Annotated in this window: 28 protein-coding genes and 2 pseudogenes; 2 read left to right on the top strand and 28 right to left on the bottom strand. The window is 52.4% G+C overall.

What is annotated here, in order from left to right:
* Positions 1 to 276 precede the first annotated feature (276 nt).
* The 20 genes from JCM15764_RS19895 to JCM15764_RS19815 all read right to left on the bottom strand — a co-directional run bounded on the left by JCM15764_RS19895 (position 277) and on the right by JCM15764_RS19815 (position 14,351).
* Positions 277 to 969, bottom strand: a complete 693-nt coding sequence (locus tag JCM15764_RS19895) for a carbonic anhydrase (protein ID WP_054698665.1) — start codon at positions 967 to 969, stop codon at positions 277 to 279.
* A gap of 102 nt (positions 970 to 1,071) precedes the next feature.
* Positions 1,072 to 1,446: a PIN domain-containing protein gene (locus JCM15764_RS19890; RefSeq protein WP_243689476.1), complete on the bottom strand. Its 375-nt coding sequence runs from the start codon at positions 1,444 to 1,446 to the stop codon at positions 1,072 to 1,074.
* 21 nt (positions 1,447 to 1,467) lie between these two features.
* Positions 1,468 to 1,677, bottom strand: coding sequence for a hypothetical protein (locus tag JCM15764_RS19885; protein WP_054698663.1), 210 nt, complete (start codon positions 1,675 to 1,677; stop codon positions 1,468 to 1,470).
* A gap of 345 nt (positions 1,678 to 2,022) precedes the next feature.
* Complete coding sequence (locus tag JCM15764_RS19880) at positions 2,023 to 2,562, bottom strand: nuclease-related domain-containing protein (RefSeq protein WP_054698660.1); 540 nt, start codon at positions 2,560 to 2,562, stop codon at positions 2,023 to 2,025.
* A gap of 449 nt (positions 2,563 to 3,011) precedes the next feature.
* Complete coding sequence (locus JCM15764_RS19875) at positions 3,012 to 3,770, bottom strand: HNH endonuclease (protein ID WP_243689475.1); 759 nt, start codon at positions 3,768 to 3,770, stop codon at positions 3,012 to 3,014.
* 32 nt (positions 3,771 to 3,802) lie between these two features.
* On the bottom strand, positions 3,803 to 3,991 hold the full coding sequence (locus JCM15764_RS25390; RefSeq protein ID WP_243689474.1) for a hypothetical protein: 189 nt from the start codon (positions 3,989 to 3,991) through the stop codon (positions 3,803 to 3,805).
* Between the two features lie 288 nt (positions 3,992 to 4,279).
* A complete protein-coding gene (locus tag JCM15764_RS19870; protein WP_054698658.1) occupies positions 4,280 to 4,798 on the bottom strand; it encodes a hypothetical protein in 519 nt (172 codons plus the stop codon).
* Between the two features lie 80 nt (positions 4,799 to 4,878).
* The gene (gene qatD / locus JCM15764_RS19865; RefSeq protein ID WP_054698656.1) at positions 4,879 to 5,634 is read right to left on the bottom strand and encodes a Qat anti-phage system TatD family nuclease QatD; all 756 of its coding nucleotides are present in this window, start codon (positions 5,632 to 5,634) and stop codon (positions 4,879 to 4,881) included.
* Positions 5,631 to 7,001, bottom strand: coding sequence for a Qat anti-phage system QueC-like protein QatC (qatC, locus tag JCM15764_RS19860; RefSeq protein ID WP_054698654.1), 1,371 nt, complete (start codon positions 6,999 to 7,001; stop codon positions 5,631 to 5,633). The genes qatD and qatC overlap by 4 nt, the downstream gene beginning before the upstream one ends.
* Entirely contained in the window at positions 6,998 to 7,885 is an 888-nt protein-coding gene (gene qatB, locus JCM15764_RS27565) for a Qat anti-phage system associated protein QatB (protein ID WP_054698651.1), read from the bottom strand. The genes qatC and qatB overlap by 4 nt, the downstream gene beginning before the upstream one ends.
* A complete protein-coding gene (gene qatA / locus JCM15764_RS19850) occupies positions 7,885 to 9,867 on the bottom strand; it encodes a Qat anti-phage system ATPase QatA (RefSeq protein ID WP_054698649.1) in 1,983 nt (660 codons plus the stop codon). Before qatA ends, qatB begins: the two co-directional genes overlap by 1 nt.
* Before the next feature lie 301 nt (positions 9,868 to 10,168).
* On the bottom strand, positions 10,169 to 10,318 hold the full coding sequence (locus JCM15764_RS25380) for a four helix bundle suffix domain-containing protein (protein ID WP_243689472.1): 150 nt from the start codon (positions 10,316 to 10,318) through the stop codon (positions 10,169 to 10,171).
* Positions 10,319 to 10,777: 459 nt separating this feature from the next.
* Positions 10,778 to 10,927 carry a four helix bundle suffix domain-containing protein gene (locus JCM15764_RS30460; protein ID WP_243689471.1) on the bottom strand — a complete coding sequence of 50 codons (150 nt, stop codon included), beginning with the start codon at positions 10,925 to 10,927 and terminating at the stop codon, positions 10,778 to 10,780.
* A 31-nt stretch (positions 10,928 to 10,958) separates the two neighbouring features.
* A complete protein-coding gene (locus JCM15764_RS30455) occupies positions 10,959 to 11,342 on the bottom strand; it encodes a four helix bundle protein (protein ID WP_243689470.1) in 384 nt (127 codons plus the stop codon).
* A 328-nt stretch (positions 11,343 to 11,670) separates the two neighbouring features.
* On the bottom strand, positions 11,671 to 11,964 hold the full coding sequence (locus tag JCM15764_RS19840; protein ID WP_054698647.1) for a nucleotidyltransferase family protein: 294 nt from the start codon (positions 11,962 to 11,964) through the stop codon (positions 11,671 to 11,673).
* A 171-nt stretch (positions 11,965 to 12,135) separates the two neighbouring features.
* Positions 12,136 to 12,309, bottom strand: a complete 174-nt coding sequence (locus tag JCM15764_RS19835; protein WP_243689469.1) for a hypothetical protein — start codon at positions 12,307 to 12,309, stop codon at positions 12,136 to 12,138.
* 89 nt (positions 12,310 to 12,398) lie between these two features.
* Complete coding sequence (locus JCM15764_RS19830) at positions 12,399 to 12,680, bottom strand: XRE family transcriptional regulator (protein ID WP_054698644.1); 282 nt, start codon at positions 12,678 to 12,680, stop codon at positions 12,399 to 12,401.
* Positions 12,677 to 13,033, bottom strand: a complete 357-nt coding sequence (locus JCM15764_RS19825; RefSeq protein ID WP_054698642.1) for a type II toxin-antitoxin system RelE/ParE family toxin — start codon at positions 13,031 to 13,033, stop codon at positions 12,677 to 12,679. The genes JCM15764_RS19830 and JCM15764_RS19825 overlap by 4 nt, the downstream gene beginning before the upstream one ends.
* A gap of 252 nt (positions 13,034 to 13,285) precedes the next feature.
* Positions 13,286 to 14,005, bottom strand: a complete 720-nt coding sequence (locus tag JCM15764_RS19820; protein WP_243689468.1) for an RES family NAD+ phosphorylase — start codon at positions 14,003 to 14,005, stop codon at positions 13,286 to 13,288.
* Entirely contained in the window at positions 13,965 to 14,351 is a 387-nt protein-coding gene (locus JCM15764_RS19815; protein ID WP_054698638.1) for an antitoxin Xre-like helix-turn-helix domain-containing protein, read from the bottom strand. Before JCM15764_RS19815 ends, JCM15764_RS19820 begins: the two co-directional genes overlap by 41 nt.
* Positions 14,352 to 14,497: 146 nt before the next feature.
* Between JCM15764_RS19815 and JCM15764_RS19810 the strand changes: the two genes are divergently transcribed.
* Complete coding sequence (locus JCM15764_RS19810; protein ID WP_054698635.1) at positions 14,498 to 15,238, top strand: YqjF family protein; 741 nt, start codon at positions 14,498 to 14,500, stop codon at positions 15,236 to 15,238.
* A 62-nt stretch (positions 15,239 to 15,300) separates the two neighbouring features.
* On the opposite strand, the gene JCM15764_RS19805 is transcribed toward JCM15764_RS19810, so the two are convergent.
* The 7 genes and pseudogenes from JCM15764_RS19805 to JCM15764_RS19775 form a co-directional block, all read right to left on the bottom strand.
* A complete protein-coding gene (locus tag JCM15764_RS19805; RefSeq protein ID WP_054698634.1) occupies positions 15,301 to 15,915 on the bottom strand; it encodes a PEP-CTERM sorting domain-containing protein in 615 nt (204 codons plus the stop codon).
* A 445-nt stretch (positions 15,916 to 16,360) separates the two neighbouring features.
* Positions 16,361 to 17,079 (bottom strand): annotated as a pseudogene (locus tag JCM15764_RS19800) (creatininase family protein).
* 10 nt (positions 17,080 to 17,089) lie between these two features.
* Positions 17,090 to 17,838: pseudogene (locus tag JCM15764_RS19795) on the bottom strand (7-carboxy-7-deazaguanine synthase QueE).
* Complete coding sequence (gene queD, locus JCM15764_RS19790) at positions 17,831 to 18,199, bottom strand: 6-carboxytetrahydropterin synthase QueD (protein ID WP_054698633.1); 369 nt, start codon at positions 18,197 to 18,199, stop codon at positions 17,831 to 17,833. Before queD ends, JCM15764_RS19795 begins: the two are co-directional and overlap by 8 nt.
* A gap of 106 nt (positions 18,200 to 18,305) precedes the next feature.
* Positions 18,306 to 19,670, bottom strand: a complete 1,365-nt coding sequence (locus JCM15764_RS19785; RefSeq protein ID WP_054698632.1) for an ATP-binding protein — start codon at positions 19,668 to 19,670, stop codon at positions 18,306 to 18,308.
* Positions 19,671 to 19,704: 34 nt separating this feature from the next.
* Complete coding sequence (locus tag JCM15764_RS19780; protein WP_243689467.1) at positions 19,705 to 20,241, bottom strand: hypothetical protein; 537 nt, start codon at positions 20,239 to 20,241, stop codon at positions 19,705 to 19,707.
* Positions 20,242 to 20,252: 11 nt separating this feature from the next.
* Positions 20,253 to 21,209, bottom strand: coding sequence for an ABC transporter substrate-binding protein (locus JCM15764_RS19775; protein WP_279384591.1), 957 nt, complete (start codon positions 21,207 to 21,209; stop codon positions 20,253 to 20,255).
* On the opposite strand from JCM15764_RS19775, the gene JCM15764_RS25370 reads away from it, so the two are divergent.
* Positions 21,167 to 21,325 carry a hypothetical protein gene (locus JCM15764_RS25370; protein ID WP_243689466.1) on the top strand — a complete coding sequence of 53 codons (159 nt, stop codon included), beginning with the start codon at positions 21,167 to 21,169 and terminating at the stop codon, positions 21,323 to 21,325. The two genes, JCM15764_RS19775 and JCM15764_RS25370, sit on opposite strands and share 43 nt — an antisense overlap.
* A gap of 73 nt (positions 21,326 to 21,398) precedes the next feature.
* On the opposite strand, the gene JCM15764_RS19770 is transcribed toward JCM15764_RS25370, so the two are convergent.
* A partial coding sequence (locus JCM15764_RS19770) for a Na+/H+ antiporter NhaA (protein ID WP_243689465.1) occupies positions 21,399 to 21,720 on the bottom strand: 322 nt, incomplete at its 5' end.

Genomic DNA, 21,720 nt, shown 5'->3' with positions numbered 1-21,720 from the left:
CGGTTTTACAGGACAAAGCTCCAAATTTGCCTTTTAAGCCGCCTTTTAATATCCGGCAAGGCAGAAGCCTTCCTGCATTCCGCAGTTATGGTGACTTGCATCCATTCATGCACTAGTAACGTCCGATAAGATATATTATGTAAAGTACGAGGTTTGGTTGCGGGAATTGTTGGTCAGCAGCGCAGCCAGCCAGCACCATGTTGACCTACCTATATGGAAAAAGCCCGTCAAGAAAAGTCTGACGGGCTTCGTGGGCTGTATAGAGCTGAAAATCGGTTATTTCAGCAGTGTTACCTTGCCATCGTCCAGGTCATATTTGGCGGCGACGATCTTGACCTTGCCTTCTGCAACCAGATGCCTGATAACTTTCGACTGTTTGGTCAATGCGGCAGAAACCAGTTTCACATTATCGTCTATGGCCATTTCCACCACCTCTGGTTTTGCTTTGCCCGTTGATTCTTTCTTAGCCTGCTTCACTGCCGGGGCGATGGAGCGGATTATCGAGCCCAGATTCCCTTCAGGCTTGCCTTTGGCTTCGACCGCAGCCGTTACGGCGCCACAACGCTCATGGCCGAGAACCATGATCAGCGGGGAACCCAGGTGTTCGGCTCCGTATTCGATGCTTCCCAGGATAGCCGGATCGGCGATGTTTCCTGCAACGCGGATGACGAATATCTCACCGAGACCCTTGTCGAAAATTATCTCCGGCGGAACGCGCGAATCGGAGCAGGAAAGGATGATGGCATACGGCTTCTGATGCTTGGCAAGACTTTCGCGGGTAGTCAGGTCACAGAGCTTCTGACCACTCATCTGATTGGAGACATAGCGCTGATTGCCATCCAGCAGGCTTTTCAAGGCTTCATCGGCGCTCATGCCGGCTTGTGTACCGCTGGCAAGTGCAACCGCTGCAGAAATTACAAGTGTTAAAACCGAGAGCCAGACAACATTCTTCAACTTCCTAGGCAACATATGGGGTTTCCTCCTGAAAATTTTTTCAAAAAAGTACCACCTTCACCTTTAAAAGGGAAACATTTTAATTGTTTAAGTATTATCTGGCCTGGCCTGGTGATTTCACTTCCGGCCTGGAATTGGATAGAGCGAAATTTTAGCTGCCTTTTTGACTATTTCGAAATGAGCATCCAGTGTGGCCAACGGGACACCGGCCTGTGCAGCAGCGGCGGCAATGAAACAGTCGGCAAGACCGATAGTCTGCCCTTTGCGGCGGAGATCGAAGGAGAGTCGCCCGGCTGCAGCCCATAATTCCGGGGTTTCCGGCAGGAATTCGAAGACATGCGGGAAATCGGCAAGCACGGCAAGCTCTTTGTCAGATTTTGCCCCCTGCATAAGTTCGGCAAGGATGATCCGGTGCAGCAAACCTGTTCTTCGTCGATCAACCGCGTCACCACGCCAAAACAGGGCTCTTGCTTGCGGAAGAACTCGATCCATACGGAAGTATCGACGAGAACCTTAGCCAAGGCGGTGGTCTCCATGTCGTAGTTCATCAGCATCCGCGATAAACTCCATCTTCCCGGCCATGGCCTTGATGCGAGCCGTCTTGCGCAGGCGTATCTCATCCCTGACGGCGGTAAGAACTGCCTCAGTCTTGCTCTTGGCGCCGACCAGCGACATGAGTTCGGTCAAAAGGTCCTGTGGGAGTGTAACGGTTGCACGTGCCATTAAAGGCCTCCTTCTTTTCACACAAATCAGTATATCTATTGTGTGCTGAATAACAACACAAAAAATCATGAATTATTAGTGGTAGGTTGATTTAGGGAATGAAAGCACACAGAGCGACAAGGCTGCGGCTATTGTCGAGCAGAAGACAAGGAGTGAAGGGTGAAATCTTTCGTTCGTCATCCTCATGTGGGATCGGATCAGCGGGGTGCCGTCACTTTGTTTTCGGCAATGACCATTTTGGCGACGTTTGCCAGGGGGAAGATCATGACTCCCCTGCCTGTTGGTACAAGCGCATTGGAGGAGGTGGCCCGAGTAACTAGCGAAGCTGATCAGTGGTAGATTACCTTATTTAAGCGTTTTCTTCTCTTCTTTATAGCCGGAGGGCGCCACATCACGACATTTTTGTTCAACCTGGTGTGCAATCCGTTGAATCAACGAATCCGAAAGGGGGGTAGCGCTTTTGATGCCTGCCCATGCAAGTGGGTTCTTTCCGTTAAAGAGGAATACATCTGAAGGCTTTAGGCGGTCGATGTACCATCCAGGAATGGCCAGAACCGGCTTCACCTGTACCTGCTCCCCCACTGCGCTGGTCAGCCATTTTGCCAGCCATTCAGCTTGCCGCCTTGCTTGGGGGAGGAAATCCCGCTCCGTCCAATTTGGGAATTGCAATGCCTGCCCATCGAAGGCTACCTTCCATTCCTGCTTTGTGCTTCCCTTCGCTGGCTTAGCTTTTCCTTTCGTCTCAACCGCAAAAACCCCATTCGGGCCAAAAAGGATATGATCGATATTGAAGCCATCACATGGGAAATCATGATAAACCCGGTAGCCATGCAACATTAGCTGGTTAAGTTCTTGTCCTACCGCTACCTCCGCATCCAGAGCCACGCGCAACTGGTTTCGTCGGGTCATAGCATTGGACATTTTTAAAATAGAAAAAGCTAAGAAAATAAAGGCAACAAAGCCATATGCAGCAAGATAGGCTGAGGTGTTTGGATCTTTGTGAAATAAAGTTGGCTGAGAATGCTCGTAGAAAATGCCAGTGGCACGGCAAATGAGGCAGCCAGATAGCCGGTAATATCACTGCTGAGGTCATCTATGAGTTGGCGCAGCGATTCTCCCGGGGCTCTGAGTAAGTCAGTTGTTAAAGGAGATCGCCTACCGCGCGTCGCAGTTTGCTAAGCCAAATAGAAGGATATACGACGATAAAGATTGAGCTAACGATAACAATAGCAGGAAGAATCATGATTAACAGCTGTTCCATTCAAAGGTCCTTTATCCTTCTAAAAGTCTAATCATTGTTATTCCAAAAGCCGGTTCCGGGGACGTGCAAACCATTAAAGCTTAAATTCCCGGCGATGTTCTGCAAGATATTCCTGTGCTGGCCACAGGTTATTGTCTTTCGGTCCGATAATACCGCGCCCACTGAGGGTTAGCAGGATGCCAGGCGCATTTGGTTGTGCAGAAATATGTCGGGAGGTAATGACTTCATAGCCGTCTGACACCCCCATCATGCCGTTGTCGAAAGCCCAGTGGCAAAGCCTGCACAGCGCCATGCCATTGCGAATATCATCATTATTGCTTTTGCTCCAAGGAACAATATGAGCTGCCTCAACTGCGGTATATTGCTCGGGGGTGATGATCCGGACACCGCACAGAGCGCAGCGATGGTCATAGGTGGTAACCACCAGTCGCCGAAAACCCTGATCCCGAGCAGTCGGGCGGTAGTTATCGACATCTATGATCTCTTTTACCAGCGGCAGGTGTGATTTCTCTTCTAAGATCCGGCTATAGTCGTAGGCTTCGCGATTGATGACAGACTGCTCCCGCAGTTGCGCCTGTGCTTCGGGTGAGAAGCAGGAAAGAAGCAGCGCTTCCCGTAGTGCCTCTCTCCCCTCCTCTGTCTGCATTACCTGGGAAAGACCTTGATCTAACCTTGCGCCGAGGGCGTATTTGCGGAGATAGCTGACGGAGGATGTGTTATTGATGAGGGCGGGAGTGATGGTTTTACACGGTTGCGGTACCAGTTCCCAGAATGGCTCACGATCCAGGCGGGAAAATGGAAAGGCAATGCTGCTGGTCTGGCCAAGGGGCACAATGCGTCGCCAGTAGAGGTTGAAAAGTTCGTTCAGCTCGACCAGATCGCCGGTGACATCGACAAACGCGTCGTGATCATGCCGCGATGCACCAGGTCCAACACCGCCAGCAGCAGGATCGGCTTGTGGGGGGCCTTACGTTTGGTGGCTTCGGCCCAAGTTGGACCGGGGGCGCGGTTGAGTGAGGTGAATTGTTTGATGGAGGTGGTCGGATTAAGCATCCTTGCTCCATAGCTTCTGTATTAGTCAAAAAATGGATTTTGGAGACGCGCCCTTTTATTATTTCCGCCCGCCATATAAGGCCCTTACGGACAAAAAATTCACACAAAACTAAAAAGATGGCAGAGTACATCTCCTGTTCAAGGGCGGATTTTCAGGTGAATATACTCTACAAATAAACTAACTTATGTATCATAAAGCCGCAATCATGGCCAATCTACAGCACTTTCATTACTTAAATAAAGAACTTTTTGTTAAAACCACCAACAATGCAACCAAAGGTACTACAACTAAAAAAAAGTATTTTGTACAGAAGAAGCTGGTTCGCCCCTTTTTACTCTTTTCCATTCTTTTTTTAATAACACTTGTGATAGTGCTAAAAGTCTTTGTGATTCTTTATCAATTTTATCCTGGTCCAACATATTTGTCTCAATAGATGACAGCATGTCGTGTAACGTTGTTACTGAATCAATGATTTCTTTATCCTCTTCAGGGTTTAACCTTAATAATATTCTATGAAATAACATTGATACCGTAGATATATCTTTCCCAATATCTTTTACGAGCTCATTAATGGCCTTATCAGTATCATCTTTATGCAACTCAATATAGTAGTCACATAGGGCGCTAATACGGAAAATGTGTCCAATCATCTCTGATAAATCTTGCCTCAGAGCATCGATCCATGCCTGCCTGAATTCAGATGTTTTTTGATCCTTTGAAATCACTAAGTTAACGAAGGAAATTCCGCTAGTTATGAGTGCAGCCAAAATTGCCCCCACAGCGGCATATGCCGTAGCTGGTATCATTTTGCCCCCCTTTGTGGAAAGCCTATGCCGTGGTGCAGCACCTGATTAAATAAATCTGCACCTTGGCAAAGCCCCAGAGTTTAATCGACCAGGGTATGAAGGTTGCCTATAACTGTCTTTGCCAGTTCCTGTACATGCACATTCCGAAGGCGGGCAACTAAATCAGCGGTTACATGAATATCTGTTGGCTCCGCGGGATGCCCATTAATATCAATAAAAGGGCCATCAGTCTCCGTAAGGATACGATCCATCGGTAGGTCGGCAACAAGGGCTCGACCGCGATCCGACTTAACCATTTGAGCATTGACGGAGAAATAGCATCCAAGATTCACTGCTCGCCGTACTTCACTCTTGGTCCCGGTGAACCAATGGAGTACGACGGTGCCACGATCCCGCGGAAGATATAGCTCTATCATATCAAGCACTGCGGGAACACACCTCATGCTGTGAACAGAAAGAATTTTTTTGCCAGCTTCAGCACATCTTACTAGAATTGTGCGAAACACGTATTTCTGAGTCTCCAACGACTTGTAGAACCGTGGACCGGCATCAAGCCCAACTTCGCCGATGTAGCGGGTTTCGGGCAGGTGACGCTCCCATAGCGGCAGCTCCCCGGCTCGCTCGGCAACGACTTGCGGATGCAGGCCAAGCGCAGCACGGATATAGCGGGTGCCACGCGTGAGTTCGTAATTGCGCATCCACGCTTTCGGTGTCGTAGTGACGGTTAGCGTATATATGCGCGCAGCTTCCGTCCTAGCGATTGCGGCCTCATAGTCTGGAAAGAGATCGAGATGACAGTGGAAGTCCACGCCACTGGCTTTAACGTCATCCGTCATACTGGCCGCGTCCTTACACCGGCTAGCAATGCACCAACCTCATCGAGACCACGTCGATAGACACCGGCGATGGCTGCTTGACGCACAGGCGATTCATCAAGGAGCGGGCCCGGCTTGTGGATGAGGATCGGAGCCAATCCCGGCCTAGAGCGAAGCCGCTCAATGGCGAGCTGGAAGGAGCGAATTTGAACACCCTCTGATTGGCGCGTATCTAGCACACGAGCTGTCAGATCGTCGACCGTGTAGACGGTCGTGTCGGGATCGGAGGTCAGTCCCGCTAGGATCGCCGCTCGCCTGATGAGGCACGGCAGGCAATAGCCGCAATGTTGCATACCAAGACCTTGCCAGCGACCTTTGGTCGGGGCAGCGCAGGAGACTGACGAGGGAATGAGCTGGCGTAGCAAAGTGCCGTTGGCGCATGCAGCCACCATTTCGCCCTTGGTTTTGTCCCAATAGGGGTTATCTATGCGGCCATTGAGGCCAAGTCCTTGGAGTGCGTCGTTCCAACGGGCAATGTAGAAGGGATGGGTCGTGCGCGTGCTTAGCGCGCCGAGGCGCAGTGGATCGAGCGGCACATTAATGGCGATAAGGCCGTTCTCGGGCGCCTTCAGAGTAAACGGAGTATCAAGACCACTCCCGGCAAAAACGCCTAGAGCGAAGAAAAGAAAGGATCTACCGCGAGTGGTGTTCTCTCCAGCCGAGCCTTGAACAAAGCCTTCCGGAAACGCCATCCAGAGGCGTAAGCGATTGAAGGAGCGACCCCGATAGTGTGTATGCAAAACATCAAAAAGGGTGGACTGTGCGTCGCTCGTTGCGCCTTCGCCAGCGTGGCTGATTAGAAGCGGTGTGCGGCCACTTTCAAGGGCGTTGATTGCTCCGATGAGACTGTCCAGTCCGCCGGAAAAAAGCGCTAGGTCGTCGAACGGAGGGCCAAAGAGCCGCACAGGACGTGCTGGCGCGACCTTGGTAAAACGACTCGGTCGAGCGCGAAACGCGAGCGTCCAGCGATCTCCGGTAAGAAAGTTCAGCATCCGGACGAAGGTTGGAGCGACAGCTGTCCAGCGCTCCGGATCAGAAACGGGTACTATCAGCCGGATTTCGCGCGTCCATCCATCCTGGGATTCGCTAGTTCGCGAAATACGGGTATCTGCGGCGTGGACATGCGCGGCTAGGATCAGGACATCGACACCGATCTCGGAAGGATAGACGCCAAGCCGCGCCAAATCGCCAAGCGCACGTCCTATGCCGTGGCCGAGCGATCGCTCACCGTCAACAAGATTAAGTTGGGTTTCGACTTCACCCTCTCCAAGTGGGAATCTTATATGGTCGTCAGGACCATACCGACCTATGATGACGTGTCGCCTCATTCACCCTCCGCTTCTGTGTCACCCATAATCTGCAAAATTTCGAACGCTTGCTCGTAGACACGCCCAACAAATTGAAGTACGCGATCAGGAGTGAGCGCGGCTACTGTAGAGCGGGCTGTGGTGAGCGCATCCGCCACTCCTCGTCGTATAAAATCTTTTAGTTGAGTCTGCACACTTGCGGCTTCGCGGCTGTTTGACGGCAGGATAATTGCCTTTAACCCAATGTCATTACAGAGCCTCGCTTCGATGGCGTTGGTTGCGAAAAGCTCGAACACGGTCTGCATCTGATCTGCAGTGAGCCCATCGAGGTCTGTTACGCCAGCGCCTGCAAGGTCCGTGATCGTCTCGATGAACGCTTCACGAGCTATACCTTCGTCAATCGAACCGCCGTCAGGACACACATAATCTGACAGTCCGAGAAAAATCTCTTCAATTGGGCGGCCAGCGAGTGCCCCGAGATTGAGCGCGCGAAGGGCCTCAGTGGCGCCCCGTGCAATTGCGTCAGACAGAAAACCAACAAGGCGACTACCAGCGCCACGCGCCGAGCCCATCCTCGCAGCTGCGTTGCGCGCGCCCCCCGATGACGAGCCCACATAGTGCGACAGCGCTCGACCAAGGCTCCTGCGGTCATCGCCACCAGAGCCTGCGAATCGAGAGAAGTTGTTACGTGCCGCCGAGAAGCGGGTGGGATCGGCAATTAGTGGTATAGGCGGCCGCTCGGGTGGTGTGTCGGGCGCTGGAACGTCGTGCGGCGGATCGTTTGGTGGTCCACCATCAGGAGGAGCCCCATTCGGAGCAGCCGACGGCGCACCTCCATCGTCAAGCCAACTCGGAACGAGTGGTGTCCCGCCGTTTTGTCCGCCAAAAGCAGAAGATGTGCCCATCAGTTACCCCCTCCCTGACGTGTACGTAGCACGCCGTTGGCTGCCACTTTCAACATCGCACTTCCTTCTTTACCCCATTGTTGAAGAATAAAATCGAAACGTTGAGCCGATTCTTGATTCTTGAGGACACCCTCCCAACCGCTACAAACCCATGGTCCAAGTCGCTTTCGGGGCAATGCCTCCAGAAAATCGATGAGGCTACCCTGAAGTGATGGATGGGCTTTTACGAGGACAGCCAATCCCGCAACACCGGCGGGTTCAGTTTCGAGGCTGTCTCCGCCGATGATGCGGCCGCGCACGGCTTCAAAAACTTGTGCCGCTTCTGGGGGAGCGAGGCGCTTGAGGTCAGCCTCAAGCCCCTGTACCGCGAATTTGCCTCCGAAGAGCTGATCGACGACAGTAGTTAAGTGACCAAGAACTGACGCGACGCCGAAGTAATCCTTTCGGTCCTTCGCTACAAAGAGATAGGGCCTAAGATCCTCGTTGCCGAGCGCTGTCGGAACGGCGGCCCATGCCATGATAGAGGGCGAGGAAAGCCACTCACTGAGGAGCAAACTCTCGGTCAATTTCACGGGCTCCAGCTTGGGCGTGGCCATGGTCGTGTCAGCGCTCTTGGCGGTGATCTTCTCCCACTTGCCCGCACCCATTGTTTTTTCCTTTGTGGTCGCCGCCTCTTCGAGTGCGGCCAGGTCTGGGCATTTCCCATCCGGTGCTACGGCCGCAGCAGAGGCAATCTGATCGAAAAGTCGCGGTAAGAAGCGCTCCGCGAGCATTAGCTTGGCTAGAAATGGTAGTTTGACATCGCCCCCGAACCCCCGCGCTTCAGCCGTGAGCTGACGTAAGACCAGCGTGTTGAGGAAGCGCTTGATCTGACGGGGATTGCCCTTCGTGCCGCTTGCCAAGATCGGCCCGATCTGATCACTGAGTGCCAGCGCATTGTTTGCGGCAGTAGCCTTAGCGCCGAGCGCAGTCCGGACGGTCGCCGCGTCAAGCGCACCAGAAGTCCAAGGTCGTTTCAGCCTCTCGCGGGCGGCACCGATCAACGTATTGAAGTCCTCATCATTTTCGCCGAGCTGGGCGCCCACCAGAAGGAGTGTTACATAGATGCGTGTTTCGGTGTCGCCGAGCGCAGGGATGCGGAAGGGTATCTGAATGAGCTTTTCGAGATAATTTCGGGCGTAAGTCTGTGGACCTGTCGTGTCTGGTAGATCAGGGAAATGCTTGCGCACTGCGTATTCAATCATCGCCTCGTCGGCAGCGACGACGAAGGCGGTTCGAGAAGTGAAGACAAAGAGGCGAACGGCTTCCAACGTCTCGATCGCCGTGTCGGGCAGGCAGCGATCGAGGTCGTCGATCAGGACAATCAGTTGCTCAACACCTGCTTCATCAAGGAGATCGTCAAAGGATTTTCTGAAGGCGTTGATTTCTTCAGGTACGTTGGTTGATTCTCCTTCGCCCTTCGGCTTGAGCAGACCTTTCACACTCTCGATGGTTGCGTGGAGATTATCTTTGGTGGCAAGCTTTTGCGGATCTGCCAGAAAGCTCCCCAGCGTACCGACGATTGCATCAACCTGGTCCTGCGTTGGGATTCCGGTAAAGGCTGTAAAGGCGAGCCCGCCGGCTTTCTTGGCCACCTTGAGCCAGTCGATCCGGCGAAAGACATCCTTTACCGCTTCACCGGCCTTGGTGAGAGCGGGCCGGTTTTCAATGAGGCCTGTAACAATGCCCTCGATGAGTGCGATCTTGGCATCTTCGAATCCCTGAAAGCGCCAGCCATTGAACTTGAGGCACAGGACCTTCGCTTCACTTTCGAAACCGGCCTCGATCATCTCCAGTACACTTGACTTGCCAGCACCCCAATCGCCATGGACGCCGACAGTCACCGGTTGATCAGGCCGATCCCGTAGGAGCTTGATGATCGTCGTTGCTATTGCTTCATTGTTGAGGAGATCCACCTTCGTTTCGTTGTCAGTCAGGATCATCTGCATCCCCTTCCTCGTGTCCCTCTTAGATTCGACACCGTCATGCCTCTTGCCATTCGAAATAGTCATCGGGGAAAACTAGGGAAAACTAGGGAAAACTAGGGGGTAAACCAGGGACACTCACCATATTTTCATACTTAGAGACGGCGGGGTCAAGCTTTGCATTTGAGCATTTACAGCAAGCGCAGGCGCCGTATCCCACGTCCTCCCCTGCAACAACCGCCCATTCAGCTTCTACTCCCTCTTCTGACCATCAACACCCCACCCACCCCACTGTTTAAAGAAAAAGGAGGAACGTTGCTCATCCCTGTTTCTTTCTCGCCTCGATTCGAGCTCTTGTCATCCGCTCCCGCAGGCCCCCCTCTTTCAGGAACGCCTGCTCCAGAAACTTTAACTGCCTGTCCAGTAGGAAATTAGCCTGATGGATCAGGCAGATGATGATATTGGCCACCACCTCCGGAGGTCTGGTTTAGATATAGGTCCTAAAGTCCCATCCGACACAGGGGACCCATCCTTGCAGGCACCCAGTTTCCTTACGAACTTTGCTTCCTTGCTCTCCTTGTCCCAAAGGACTGCTCCCCTGGTCCTCAGGAAATCGCGGTATCTGCCAAGAGCTCTTCCAGGCTGGCTCTAGCCACGTTTGTAAGCTTGATCTCCATCTCTTTTGAGGTGCCAGAGGCCATGCTACCTTCAATAATATTCTGTTTACCCAGGGTAAACCAGGGACACTCACCATATTTTCATACTTAGAGACGGCGGGGTCAAACTTTGCATTTGAGCATTTACAGCAAGCGCAGGCACCGCATCCCACGTCCTCCCCTGCAACAACCGCCCATTCAGCTTCTACTCCCTCTTCTGACCATCAGCGCCCCACCCACCCCACTGTTTAAAGAAAAAGGCGGAACGTTGCTCATCCCTGTTTCTTTCTCGCCTCGATTCGAGCTCTTGTCATCCGCTCCCGCAGGCCCCCCTCTTTCAGGAACGCCTGCTCCAGAAACTTCAACTGCTTGTCCAGTAGGAAATTAGCCTGATGGATCAGGCAGATGATGATATTGGCCACCACCTCCGGAGGTCTGGTTTAGATATAGGTCCTAAAGTCCCATACGACACAAGGACCCATCCTTGTCGGCGCCCAGTTTCCTGACGAACTTCGCTTCCTTGCTCTCCTTGTCCCAAAGGACTGCTCCCCTGGTCCTCAGGAAATCGCGGTAGTCTGCCAAGAGCTCTTCCAGGCTGGCTCTAGCCACGTTTGCCAGCTTGATCTCCATCTCTTTTGAGGTGCCAGAGGACATGCTACCTTCAATAATATTCTGTTTGCCTGATCGCGCTGCCTGCACTATCTGGTCACGTGTGCGGCTGTGACGGTCGATGAACCGGTCGCAGAAATAGACGGTCGCATCATAGACGATTTCCGCCTTCTGGTAGGAAAGCAGTTTTTGATAGCCGCCATGGCATGGAATAAAGCCTTCAGGCATTGGTAATTCCTTTTCCGAAAGACTTGAAGGACATCAACGACAGCAGTGACTTAATAAGTGCTTTTCAGACACCTTCAGCGTTACAAATTAATGAGCTCTTTTCTACTCCTCCAGCCGCACAAATTCAATAAAAAAATCGATGAGTTAGGTGTAAAATTTCTTTCCAGGGTGTAAAAAATTTTTACAGTTCGAAAAAAAGGGCAGGAATCGCAGGAAGTTAGAGGAGTGAAGCTAGAAGAGTGAGGGGTGAGGGGTGAAGGGCCATCAGGATCATGCAGGAGGTCTCACGCAGCGCCGCAACGTGCGCAACGCTTTTACCAGTTCGACATCATACATAAATTACTTCCCGGTCGATACGGCTCTTGAGAAATTCGTTCATTCGCTCGCGGTAGTGGACGATGTCCACGTGCTCATGCAAGGCTTCCTCAAGAGTCTCCTTCACATGGACCAGCGTAAACAGGTTCGGATCGTTCATCTTTACCACCACATCCACATCGCTCGTCCCTGTCGTCTGTTCGCGAGCTACCGAACCGAAGATCCCCAAAGCCGTAATGCCATATCGTTCAGCAAATTCCGGCTTCAACCTGGTTAGCACTGCAAGAGCATCATCCTTGCGTATCATATGACCGCCTCCGCCACCGCGCAAATATTGTTGAGACTAACTAATACAACATTTGTTTTAGTGGAGCAAGGCGAAGTTATGCTGTTCTGCTCAATGATCTTCCCGGTATAGCCGCAGGCTTCTTTTGCGTATACATTCCCTCATCTATAAAATCCAGAGCCACCGCCTAATCTACCCCCACCGCCCAGACCCAAAGGAAAAACTCTCCCCCATCTCCCGCCGCCAGATTGCTTCATCCTGTGTCACAATCAGCTGCCAGGTCTGGGTGACCGGATCATGGTGGTTGGAGGCGAAGGCCCGTGGGGTCAGCAGGGCTGCACACCATGCCGGGTCCGGGGGCATCACGGGGTCAGGTTTGACTTTTAAACTTTCATCAGGGGAATCTTCAAATGTCAAATATGACCCGGTAATATTCGGTCGGTCTGAGCGCGTGGTTATGCCAGTTCAATTTTAAGGCTTTTCCCAAGGGCGAGGGCGGCTCTTTCGAGGGTCTGGAGGGTGACGGAAGCATTGGCAGGGTCGAGGAGTCTGTCCAGTGCGGTACGACTGGTGTGCATTTTTTCCGCCATAGAAGTTTTTGAGAGATTCGCCTGTTTCATCTCCTGTTCTATCTGGAATGCAATAACTCTCTTAATTGCCGCTGCTTCTGTCTCCGCACGCAGTCCTTCTTCTTCAAGAAAGTCGTCAAAGCTTGATCCTACATGTTCGTTTTTCATTTAGCGCCTCTCTTGTAATTGCCAAGGCGGCTTAATGCCGTCCTGTGCTCGTTTTGTGGGGTTTTTTGAGATTTCTTGATGAAGCCATGTAGTAAGATCATGTAGTCGCTGTCCACAGTGAAGAAAACCCGAGCAATTCCATCTGCCAATCTGGTTCTGACCTCCCACAAATCCTTATCGATCTTTCTGATGAGCGGCATTCCCAAGGGCCAGCCAAGTTGGGCAGTCTTGATATCTTCACCGATTTGCCGCTTGTCATCGCGGGATAAGTCCTTTAGCCAATCTCTGACCGGCTCGTTCCCTGCTTCGGAACGATAAAACACAACTTTCAAGATAAATGTAATCGCTGTCATTTGCAAACCATTGTACCAATATTGGTACGTGTGTCAATTTCTATTTTAGTTCTAAATTCGATGGCATAACCAGTTAAGACTTTATGCGGCGCGAAGCCGCCGCATAAAGTCAAGTTGAACTCAGCCGTCGTCGGCAGCTTTACCGTTACTTGGATTATTATCCGGCATTACTTGGATTTATTGCGGGGATAGTACCGGCATACCTCTTCCTTACTTGTTTCGTGCGGCTTCAACGAGAGAACAGGGTGACTTCTAATTTTTTCCGACAAACCCAAACGAAAAACTCTCCCCCATCTCCCGCCGCCAGATTGCTTCATCCCGGGTCACAATCAGCTGCCAGGTCTGGGTGACCGGATCATGGTGGTTGGAGGCGAAGGCCCGTGGGGTCAAGAGCGCCGCACACCATGCCGGGTCCGGGTCGCGGACTGACCGGTAGAAGATGGCTTCAACTCCTGTTTCACGGGCAAGGCGCGCCAGGGCCTGGGTGCCGGTGTAGTCCGTGGGGTGGGTCCAGATGGCTGCATCCTGGTCAAAGGGGGGGAGTCGCAGATCTATGGCGTTGGCATCAATGGTGACACTGAAGGCGGTATGGGCTGCCGGGCCCAGGCGCTGGAGGCCGGTGGTTTCCTGGAGAAATTTCCAGCGCCAGTAGCCTATTTCGGCGGCGGCGGTGCGGATGGTTTCGGCCCCGTAGAATACGCCGGGATCGGTGGGGGCGCGAAAGCGGGAGCCTGATGGATAGGGTATATAGCGGAAGGGTGCGGCAAGGAGGTAATCAAGTATAGCCGCATCACGGGGCAATGGTGGCTTGCTTTCTTCCAGGATCTGTTCGAGGATGTCCTGCTCGGCCAGGGTATCCACCAGTTTCATGGTCGAGGCCATGTGCTGGGCCTCCACCATGCGCCAGAGCGATTCCGACCAGCGACGGGAGTTAGACGAGACCGCGTCTGGCGTCCAGGTAATAAATGACACGGACCAGGCCCTCCGTCGAGGTTATCAGCTCGATTGGTTTGCGGCCGGCCAGGGCCAGGTTGTCGCTGGTCATCCAGCTGCGCACATCTGTGGCAACGCCGCCGACAATGGCATCGAGGGAGCGGAAGAGTCTGAGCAGCAGTACGGCGAATTCCCATTCTTTTTTTTCGCTGGAAAGCTGGTAGGTGCCGGCAACAAGGCGGGATACGGATGCTTTGCTTACTCCCAGGACATGGGCAAGCTTGGCCTGGGATAACCCAAGTCGTTCGGCGGCATTGATCAACGCTTTTGACAGGACGGCTTCACGGGTGAGGGCCTCGGGTACTGTAACAGCAGCTTGGGCCATTGGTTCCTCCCATTAATAGAGCAATTTCCATAGAAACAATATCATGGTATTGTTTCCCAAGCAATATATTTATATGAACAAAAGCGGAGTAAGGGGGCGCAATCTGAAGGGGCTCACGCTGTAGTATTTATTGATATACTTAACCCATGAGCAATAATAGCGGAATCGACAGGTTGTCCACCCGCAGCCGGCCGAAGGGGCTTCCGGTCATGTACCAGTCCTGGCTGAAGCTCCTCTTCATGCACTGGGAGATTTCGCCAGAGCTGCTGCGGCCGCACCTGCCCGACGAACTGGAGATCGATCTTTTCAATGGCAGCGCCTGGATCGGCATAACTCCCTTCGCACTCAGGAACCTACGTCCGGCCTTCGCACCACCGTTGCCGTGGCTGAGCAACTTCCACGAGATTAACCTGCGCACCTATGTCCATTACCGCGGCGTCCCCGGCATATGGTTTTTCTCTCTGGACGCGGACAGAGCCCTGGCGGTAATGGGGGCACGGCTGGCCTACCATCTGCCGTACCGTCACGCCAGCATGGTCATGCGAGTGGAGCATGACAGCGTCTTCTATTCCAGCCGGCGGATCTCCCCTCCCCTTGCCGAATTCAGTACTGTCTGGCGCCCCGGTGCCATGCTCGGCACTGCTGCTCCGGAAACTTTGGAATACTTCCTTACCGAGCGCTATTGCCTCTATACTTTGTATGGGAAAAAACTATTCAGGGCGAGAATATTTCATCAGCCGTGGAAGTTGCAGCGGGCGGAACTGGGCGATTTCAGTTCGACATTGCTCGAAGCCCATGGGCTGCAACATTTCGACCGAAACCCGTTATTGCATTATTCTGAGGCGCAGCATGTGGCTGTGTGGATGGTGGAGGCTGTGGAGACTTGAAAATGACGCATATGAAAACGGCGCCTTCAGGGGGCGCCGTTTTCTTGTCGAGATGACAAGCGTCATGCTTTCTTGAACCTTCGCAGGAAGCCGAGACCGCCCAACCCGGCAGCCAACAGCAGGCAGGTGCCCGGTTCGGGGACGGGGGCCGTGCTTGACGGGACCTCATACCAGTTAGTGACTGACATGTAGATAAGGGTATCGGAATAGCTGGAAAAGTTTAGATAATCGCCGGTGCGGAGACTTGAGAAGGGTTGACTGAAGTTCCAGAATAATCCATTACCGCCGTTAAAGATGGCAGAACCTTCCTGTGTAGGGATAGTCAGGTAATCTCCGGCCCGTCCATCCAGGTTTGAAAGGGTGCCGAATATATTGCCGGACACATAGCGGGCATAATAACCGCGGCCTAACTTGCTTTCGGAGTAATCCCGGCTGATGTCCATATAGATGGTGGCGTTGTAGGGTTCTCCTGAGTTCGCATCCTGTCCGGCAAAGGTAAGGTAAGTGGGATTGAGATGGGTCAGTGACAGGTAATAATTCAGCTTGTCTGCCAAATGCTCATAACCTTCGATGTTTTCATACCCTTCCAAAGAATTCCAGGGATAGGCATTGGCAGGACCTGACATGGATAAACAAGAAAGCAGAACAAGGACGGGGAGAAGAAGTTTTACCATCATGAATAGCTCCTTTCATCGAGGGTGTGATTTATTAAATCCATTTAAATACACGTTCTGTGCCATTCGTAACCAGTTAAAACTTCATATAATTCCTTTGACGATGATGGCGAAGTGTCTTGATTTTCGACAAGGGATCAGGGATTTTTTTACAATTCCTGGAAGCTGTCGGCGGCAAAGACGGCAACACGCTGCGCTATCACATTCATGCTTTTTATGGTCCTCCCGTTGACTTTTACATAGCTACGGTAGCATCTAAAGTATACCACCCATACAATTCTTCAGGACTGCCACGAGATATTTCTGTAGTGTCCGCATGTTACCTGACAACATACATACTTACCCACCCCCATATTGTCCATCTTACCTGTTGACCTGCAGTGAAGACAAAAAAAGGCAGCCATGAAGGCCGCCCCTGATAAGTCCCTGCTTTCCATATGGGAAGAACTCAATCCTCCAATGCCTCCAGCGCCCTGGCCAGCTCAACCACCTTGGTCGCCACCAGTGCTTCCAGCTTTGCTCCTTTTTCGGCGGTCGCTTGGTTGGGTCGCCCCAGATGCCATTCTGCCAGTATTTACGTTTGTTGCGCACCAGGATGCCCGGAGGAAATGTGGGGAATTCCCGCTCCCCCGTTCCGGTGACAAGCTGGGGATGGGAATGCATGATGCGGGAAGTCTCGATCTCGCCGGCGTGGGCATCGCCGGCCGTTTCGATCAGCCCTCTCCCCTCTTCCTTGGCCAGGTCATATTCGGTAACCACGGCCATCTTTATGTCATAAATTTCGGCGATCAGCTCCTCGCCTGCATCTTGCAGCGCCATTTTATGGGAGCCGCCGGCGTGGCCGGTGAGGACGATGAAGTTTTTCAGGCCGTGGGAGTGGAGGGAGCGGACAATATCTTTGAGAAGGGATTTGAGGGTGGCGGTGGAAATGGAGATGGTTCCCGGATGGCGGGCCGTGGAGCGGCAGCACCCATAATGGACCGGCGGGGCAACAAAGAGGGGGATGAGTTCTGCAGCCCGTTTGCCAACTTCATATGCCTGGATGGTGTCGGTGGAAAGGGGCAGGTGATAGCCATGCTCCTCAACGGAACCGAAGGGGATGTAGACCGTTTGGGTCCGTTTCAATCCCTCTTCAAAGTCCCCCATCGTCATATTTTCGATGATCATGTAAAAACCCCTATAACTGACCGATGAATTTGTGGGTCTGGGGAATTATCCGTACTTCCTGCAGATACCGATTTGCCGTCTCCTGCATCTCCAGCATGCGGATCGCTGAGAGGGTCACCCTGCCCTCCCGGTCGGTAAATGGCTGAAGGATGAGTGGAATACGGCTGTCGATGGCGGCCATGAGCTCTGCAGTCCTGATGATCTCCCAGTCTTCCGTATCGGTACCGACCACTGTCTTGACATAGGTCTTTTTCGATGCGGCAAGGCGGAGAAACTCCTCGTGGGCCTGCCACAGATCAGTGTAGCCGGAGGTTGAAGGGAGCTTGATGTCCATGCTCACGTAATCCACATGGTCAAGGAGTTGGGCGAGTTCGCATGAAGAATTCCATTGGTTTCAAGATATATGGGAAGATAGTGCCGCAGGGCCGGCAGCAGTTCCTGCAGCAGTTGATGACACAGCAGCGGCTCACCGCCGGTGATGCTTATGGAATGGTGAATGCCGGGCCAGCCTCGCTGCCAGCCGCTGATAAGATTCACCAGGCGCTCGACAGGGACGGGATTTTCAACCTGAAAAAAGTCACGGCGGCCGGGCGTGCTTTCCAACTGGCAGTATTGGGTGCGATCAAGCTCTGTGTCGCAGTAACTGCAGGTGAGATTGCAGCCGCTGAAACGAATGAAAGCCTGGCGCAGTCCTACCAGCAGTCCTTCGCCCTGGATGGAGGAAAAGACCTCGACGAGGTCGGCACTGCTTTTATTCATAATAGCTGGCGCTGGCGAAATCCGATTCCCAGACGGTTACTTCTGTCAGGCTGATGTTGTCACTGTTGAATTTCTTGGCCAGTTCCTGGAAAAGATAACGGGCGATGTTTTCAGAAGATGGGGAGCTCTCCATAAAGGGGGGAAGTTCGTTGAGATATTTGTGGTCCAGAGTTTTGAGCAGAGCACTGGTTTCACTCTTCAGTACCTTGAAGTCGATGCCCAGCCCCGACTTGTCCAGCTCCCTGGCCGTAACCGTCACTTCCACCTTCCAGTTGTGGCCGTGGAGATTTTCACAGTCCCCCTGGTAGTGGATAAGGCAATGGGCAGCGGCAAAAGATGTTTCAATTCTCAGTTTATACATGACGGCATCCTTTTGAACGAAATTTCGAGGAATATTACCACGTTTTGCCGGGGATTGCCAGCAGGTTCCCCATAAGCAAAGGGGGGCAGCCCACCTGGCAGGCTGTCTACTTCTTTATGAAACCCATGATCACTTCCTTGCCTTTCTGCAGATCCAGAGGCTTGGTAAGGTATCCATCCATTCCTGCTGCATAACATCTTTCCTCGTCCTCGCGGTAGGCATGGGCTGTCATGGCGATAATCGGAATATGGCCGCCAGCCGTCTCCTCCTTTTGGCGTATGATCCTGGTAGCAGTAATGCCGTCCATCCGGGGCATCTGTACATCCATGATGATCAGATCGTAGTGCCCTTTTTCCCACATTTCTACCGCCTCCTGTCCGGTCTTGGCCAGATCCATTTCCAGGCCGAACAATTCAAGAATCTGTTTCAGGAGTTCGCCCGCCAAAGCATCGTCTTCTGCAGCAAGAATCTGTGGAATGGTGCTTGTTTCGTTAATTGGTGGTGCAGCCTCCAAAAATGGCGGCGTTTCATGCCTGTTGCCGTCTATTCCTTCACCCCCCTCGGCTAAGGGCAAGGTGAAAAAGAAGGTACTCCCCTCCCCTTCTATGCTGTCAAAGGCGATGCGTCCCCCCATCATTTCCACAATCTGGCTGCTGATGGCGAGACCGAGGCCGGTGCCGCCATACCTGCGCCTATCGGAATTGTCTACCTGACTGAAAGAGCGGAAGAGCAAATGTTTTTTGTCAGCTGGAATACCGATGCCGGTGTCGTTTATGATGAAGGTGATCTCCCTTTCCCCAGTAGGCGTTTTGTTGCCGGTTACTGCCTTAACATCTACTCTCCCCTGATCGGTAAATTTAACGGCATTACCGATCAGATTGAGAAGAACCTGTCTCAACCGCACCTGGTCCCCTTTCACGGTACCGGGAACGTCTGTTGCGATAGAAAGAGTCAGAGCGAGACCTTTGCCCTGGGCTTCGGAGGAAAAATAATCGACCGCGTCGGAAAGACATTTACGCAGGGAAAAGAGTTGCTCGTGTATCTGTAATTTACCCGCTTCGATTTTCGACAGGTCAAGAATGTCACTGATGATCTGTAGAAGCGAATCCCCTGATTTGGTGGCCTTTAACAGCAATTCCCGTTGTTTCTCCTCCAGCTGGCCGGCATGACCGGAAAGCAGCAACTGGAGAACTCCAAGAATGCCATTCATGGGAGTACGCAGTTCATGGCTCATGTTGGCCAGAAACTGGCTTTTGGCGCGGTTACCCTCTTCGGCGGCCTGCCGGGACTGTTCAAGTTCCAGGTGCGTGCTGGCCAGCTTCGCTGTCATAGCGTCGAAGGCGCACGAAAACTCGGCAAATTCGTCATCACCTTGAATAGCAATGCGGTGATCCAGGTTCCCGTCACCAACGATCGAGGCGCCGGCCGACAGCTTCCCATGCGGTTGGCCATGATCCGGGCCATATTCCATGAGTTGAAAACCACTACGGCGGTGGCTATTATCACTATGCAGAGAATGCGACTCCCGCCAGGTGGAGGGTGAACAGCAGGCGCCTGTCTGCCGACACGTGCAGCCGGCGTGCCTCTAAAACCGTTTCATATAGCGTCATGGCCAGCTGGGTTGTCAATCTGCTTTCGATCTGACGGTGCAGGTCATCCGGTTTTTCATTAGCGTTCTTTTTTTCACGATTTTCCACCACGGCAGAAAATAATCTTCCCGATGACTCATGGGTGTGAATCATTTTCCCGATGGTTCTTGTATCGTTGCTATCCTTGAATGTCCCTGCGGCAGTTCTCAAAAGTCTGCCCAGCTGTTCATGCTTGGCAAACCACTGTATCTTTGCCCTTTCATTGCCGATCCGCAGATAGTCCTCTCTGAATGTACTCCTTTCAAAGGCCTCATTGACTATCTCGCCGGCTATGTGGGATTGTTTTATGGCACGATCCACATGGTACAACGCCACCAAAAGCATGGAAATGACCATAAGACCAGCCATTGCCGAAGCAATTGCAGCCAGTTGCAGTTTTCTTTTAACTTGCATGCCCATCTATCCTATCTAAGAATCATTAACCTTTCGGGTTTGACCGACTGCATGCCATCATAGTAGATAAAGTTAAGGTAATTGGGTATTTGCCGCTTCTTGACCAAGCCATTGCCCATTGCCCATTGGGATTCATCTTCCAGAGCGAGCAGCAGTGACTGGTCCAGGGTGACCTGGAATGAGTATGCAGGCCAGAACCGGCGCAGTACTTCACGGTCAATGTGGCAGAAATCCGCCACTGTCTTTTGCGCCGCTGCCGGCTCCCGGATAGCGAATTCCTCGGCTTTGACCAGGGCACGGATAACTTTTGCCACTTGTTCCGGGTTATGGCGGATAAAGTCGTGGGTGGCAATAATGTTGAAGGTCAGTCGATGGATGTCTTCATCCTTAAATGAAACACCCCGGTCACCCATTTTTTGTTGCGTGTAGGACAGGAATGGTTGCCAGGTAGAGATGGCATCCACAGTGCCATTGGCCAAGGCATCGGCCATTTCCTCCGGCTTCAGGTCGACGGCCTCCACATCGGCGTTTGATATGCCGTGGGCGACCAGGAAGGCATCCATGAAAAAATGGCCGGAGGTGCCCAGGGTGGCGCCTATTCTTCTGCCTTTGAGATCTTCATACTTAACGATTCCCCGGTCTTTTCTGGCAACAATGGCATGGGCCTCAGAGGAGGTCAGAATAGTGGCGACGATGGATATCTTTTCACCGTTCAGCACGGCAAACATGAAGGGTGTTTCGGCGACCACGGCAAAATCGGCACTGCCGTCAACAACTGCCTGAAGAGCAGGTTTTCCATAGGGGTATACGAGCGGCGTCGCATGCAATCCCTCCTGCAGATAAAAACCCTGGTGCTGGGCAATTTGGGCAAGAGCTGCGAAGGGCAAGGTAGGAATCGCAATAGTAACATCTTGGGGAGGGGGTAATGGTTTCTGCTGCAGGTGGCTCGCACAATGAAAAAAACGCAACCTGCCGTCATGACAAGCACAATAATTATCCAGGTGCGGCGGTGTCTGATGGATGGAGCAACGTTTCGGTTCTTCATCTCCCTGCTCCACTTTATTTATATTTAAAAATCGGATAATTAACATTTGTAGGTATAAAGTTCAATTACTATTTTGCTCTATCCAACGCCATCTGCAAGGCTCCGACCTATTTCATTGCCTCTTACTTATCTTGAGAAGCTTGGCGCCGAGTACCGCAGGAACTGCGATGCCAATGCTCAAGAGTGCTCCCATTTTGGCCCCATTAGTTAAAGCCGGATCAGTAAAGGCCTCACCCGCAATAAATAGAGACACAGTGAACCCTATTGCCGCGATACACCCTACCAGCAAAGTTTCCTTTGTCCCCATGCCGTGAGGCCTGTGCCAGCCAAGCCGATGGGCGACACTGCTGAATAAGGATATGCCTGCAACTTTACCAATCAGCAGACCAAGTAGTACCAGTATGGTCGGTACCCCCATATGTGAAATCTCTACA

Origin of the sequence: Geotalea toluenoxydans JCM 15764, assembly GCF_001311985.1 — a bacterium.
GTDB classification, from domain to species: domain Bacteria; phylum Desulfobacterota; class Desulfuromonadia; order Geobacterales; family Geobacteraceae; genus Geotalea; species Geotalea toluenoxydans.
The sequence above is the reverse complement of the archived record's forward strand: the minus strand, read 5'-3'. Positions and strand labels throughout refer to the sequence as shown.

Coding starts and splice junctions, on each gene's coding strand:
- JCM15764_RS19805 (WP_054698634.1), bottom strand. CDS start 15,915: ATGATGGTAAAACTTCTTCTCCCCGTCCTTGTTCTGCTTTCTTGTTTA.
- JCM15764_RS19825 (WP_054698642.1), bottom strand. CDS start 13,033: ATGACAGCGATTACATTTATCTTGAAAGTTGTGTTTTATCGTTCCGAA.
- qatA (WP_054698649.1), bottom strand. CDS start 9,867: ATGATCCTGACTGACAACGAAACGAAGGTGGATCTCCTCAACAATGAA.
- JCM15764_RS19895 (WP_054698665.1), bottom strand. CDS start 969: ATGTTGCCTAGGAAGTTGAAGAATGTTGTCTGGCTCTCGGTTTTAACA.
- qatC (WP_054698654.1), bottom strand. CDS start 7,001: ATGAGGCGACACGTCATCATAGGTCGGTATGGTCCTGACGACCATATA.
- JCM15764_RS25370 (WP_243689466.1), top strand. CDS start 21,167: ATGGTTTCTGCTGCAGGTGGCTCGCACAATGAAAAAAACGCAACCTGC.
- JCM15764_RS19785 (WP_054698632.1), bottom strand. CDS start 19,670: ATGGAATATGGCCCGGATCATGGCCAACCGCATGGGAAGCTGTCGGCC.
- JCM15764_RS19780 (WP_243689467.1), bottom strand. CDS start 20,241: ATGCAAGTTAAAAGAAAACTGCAACTGGCTGCAATTGCTTCGGCAATG.
- JCM15764_RS19885 (WP_054698663.1), bottom strand. CDS start 1,677: ATGGCACGTGCAACCGTTACACTCCCACAGGACCTTTTGACCGAACTC.
- JCM15764_RS19810 (WP_054698635.1), top strand. CDS start 14,498: ATGAGCAATAATAGCGGAATCGACAGGTTGTCCACCCGCAGCCGGCCG.
- JCM15764_RS30455 (WP_243689470.1), bottom strand. CDS start 11,342: ATGCCTGAAGGCTTTATTCCATGCCATGGCGGCTATCAAAAACTGCTT.
- JCM15764_RS19830 (WP_054698644.1), bottom strand. CDS start 12,680: ATGAAAAACGAACATGTAGGATCAAGCTTTGACGACTTTCTTGAAGAA.
- JCM15764_RS25390 (WP_243689474.1), bottom strand. CDS start 3,991: ATGCTTAATCCGACCACCTCCATCAAACAATTCACCTCACTCAACCGC.
- queD (WP_054698633.1), bottom strand. CDS start 18,199: ATGTATAAACTGAGAATTGAAACATCTTTTGCCGCTGCCCATTGCCTT.
- qatB (WP_054698651.1), bottom strand. CDS start 7,885: ATGGGCACATCTTCTGCTTTTGGCGGACAAAACGGCGGGACACCACTC.
- JCM15764_RS19815 (WP_054698638.1), bottom strand. CDS start 14,351: ATGGCCCAAGCTGCTGTTACAGTACCCGAGGCCCTCACCCGTGAAGCC.
- JCM15764_RS19870 (WP_054698658.1), bottom strand. CDS start 4,798: ATGATACCAGCTACGGCATATGCCGCTGTGGGGGCAATTTTGGCTGCA.
- qatD (WP_054698656.1), bottom strand. CDS start 5,634: ATGACGGATGACGTTAAAGCCAGTGGCGTGGACTTCCACTGTCATCTC.
- JCM15764_RS19890 (WP_243689476.1), bottom strand. CDS start 1,446: ATGGATCGAGTTCTTCCGCAAGCAAGAGCCCTGTTTTGGCGTGGTGAC.
- JCM15764_RS19840 (WP_054698647.1), bottom strand. CDS start 11,964: ATGATACGCAAGGATGATGCTCTTGCAGTGCTAACCAGGTTGAAGCCG.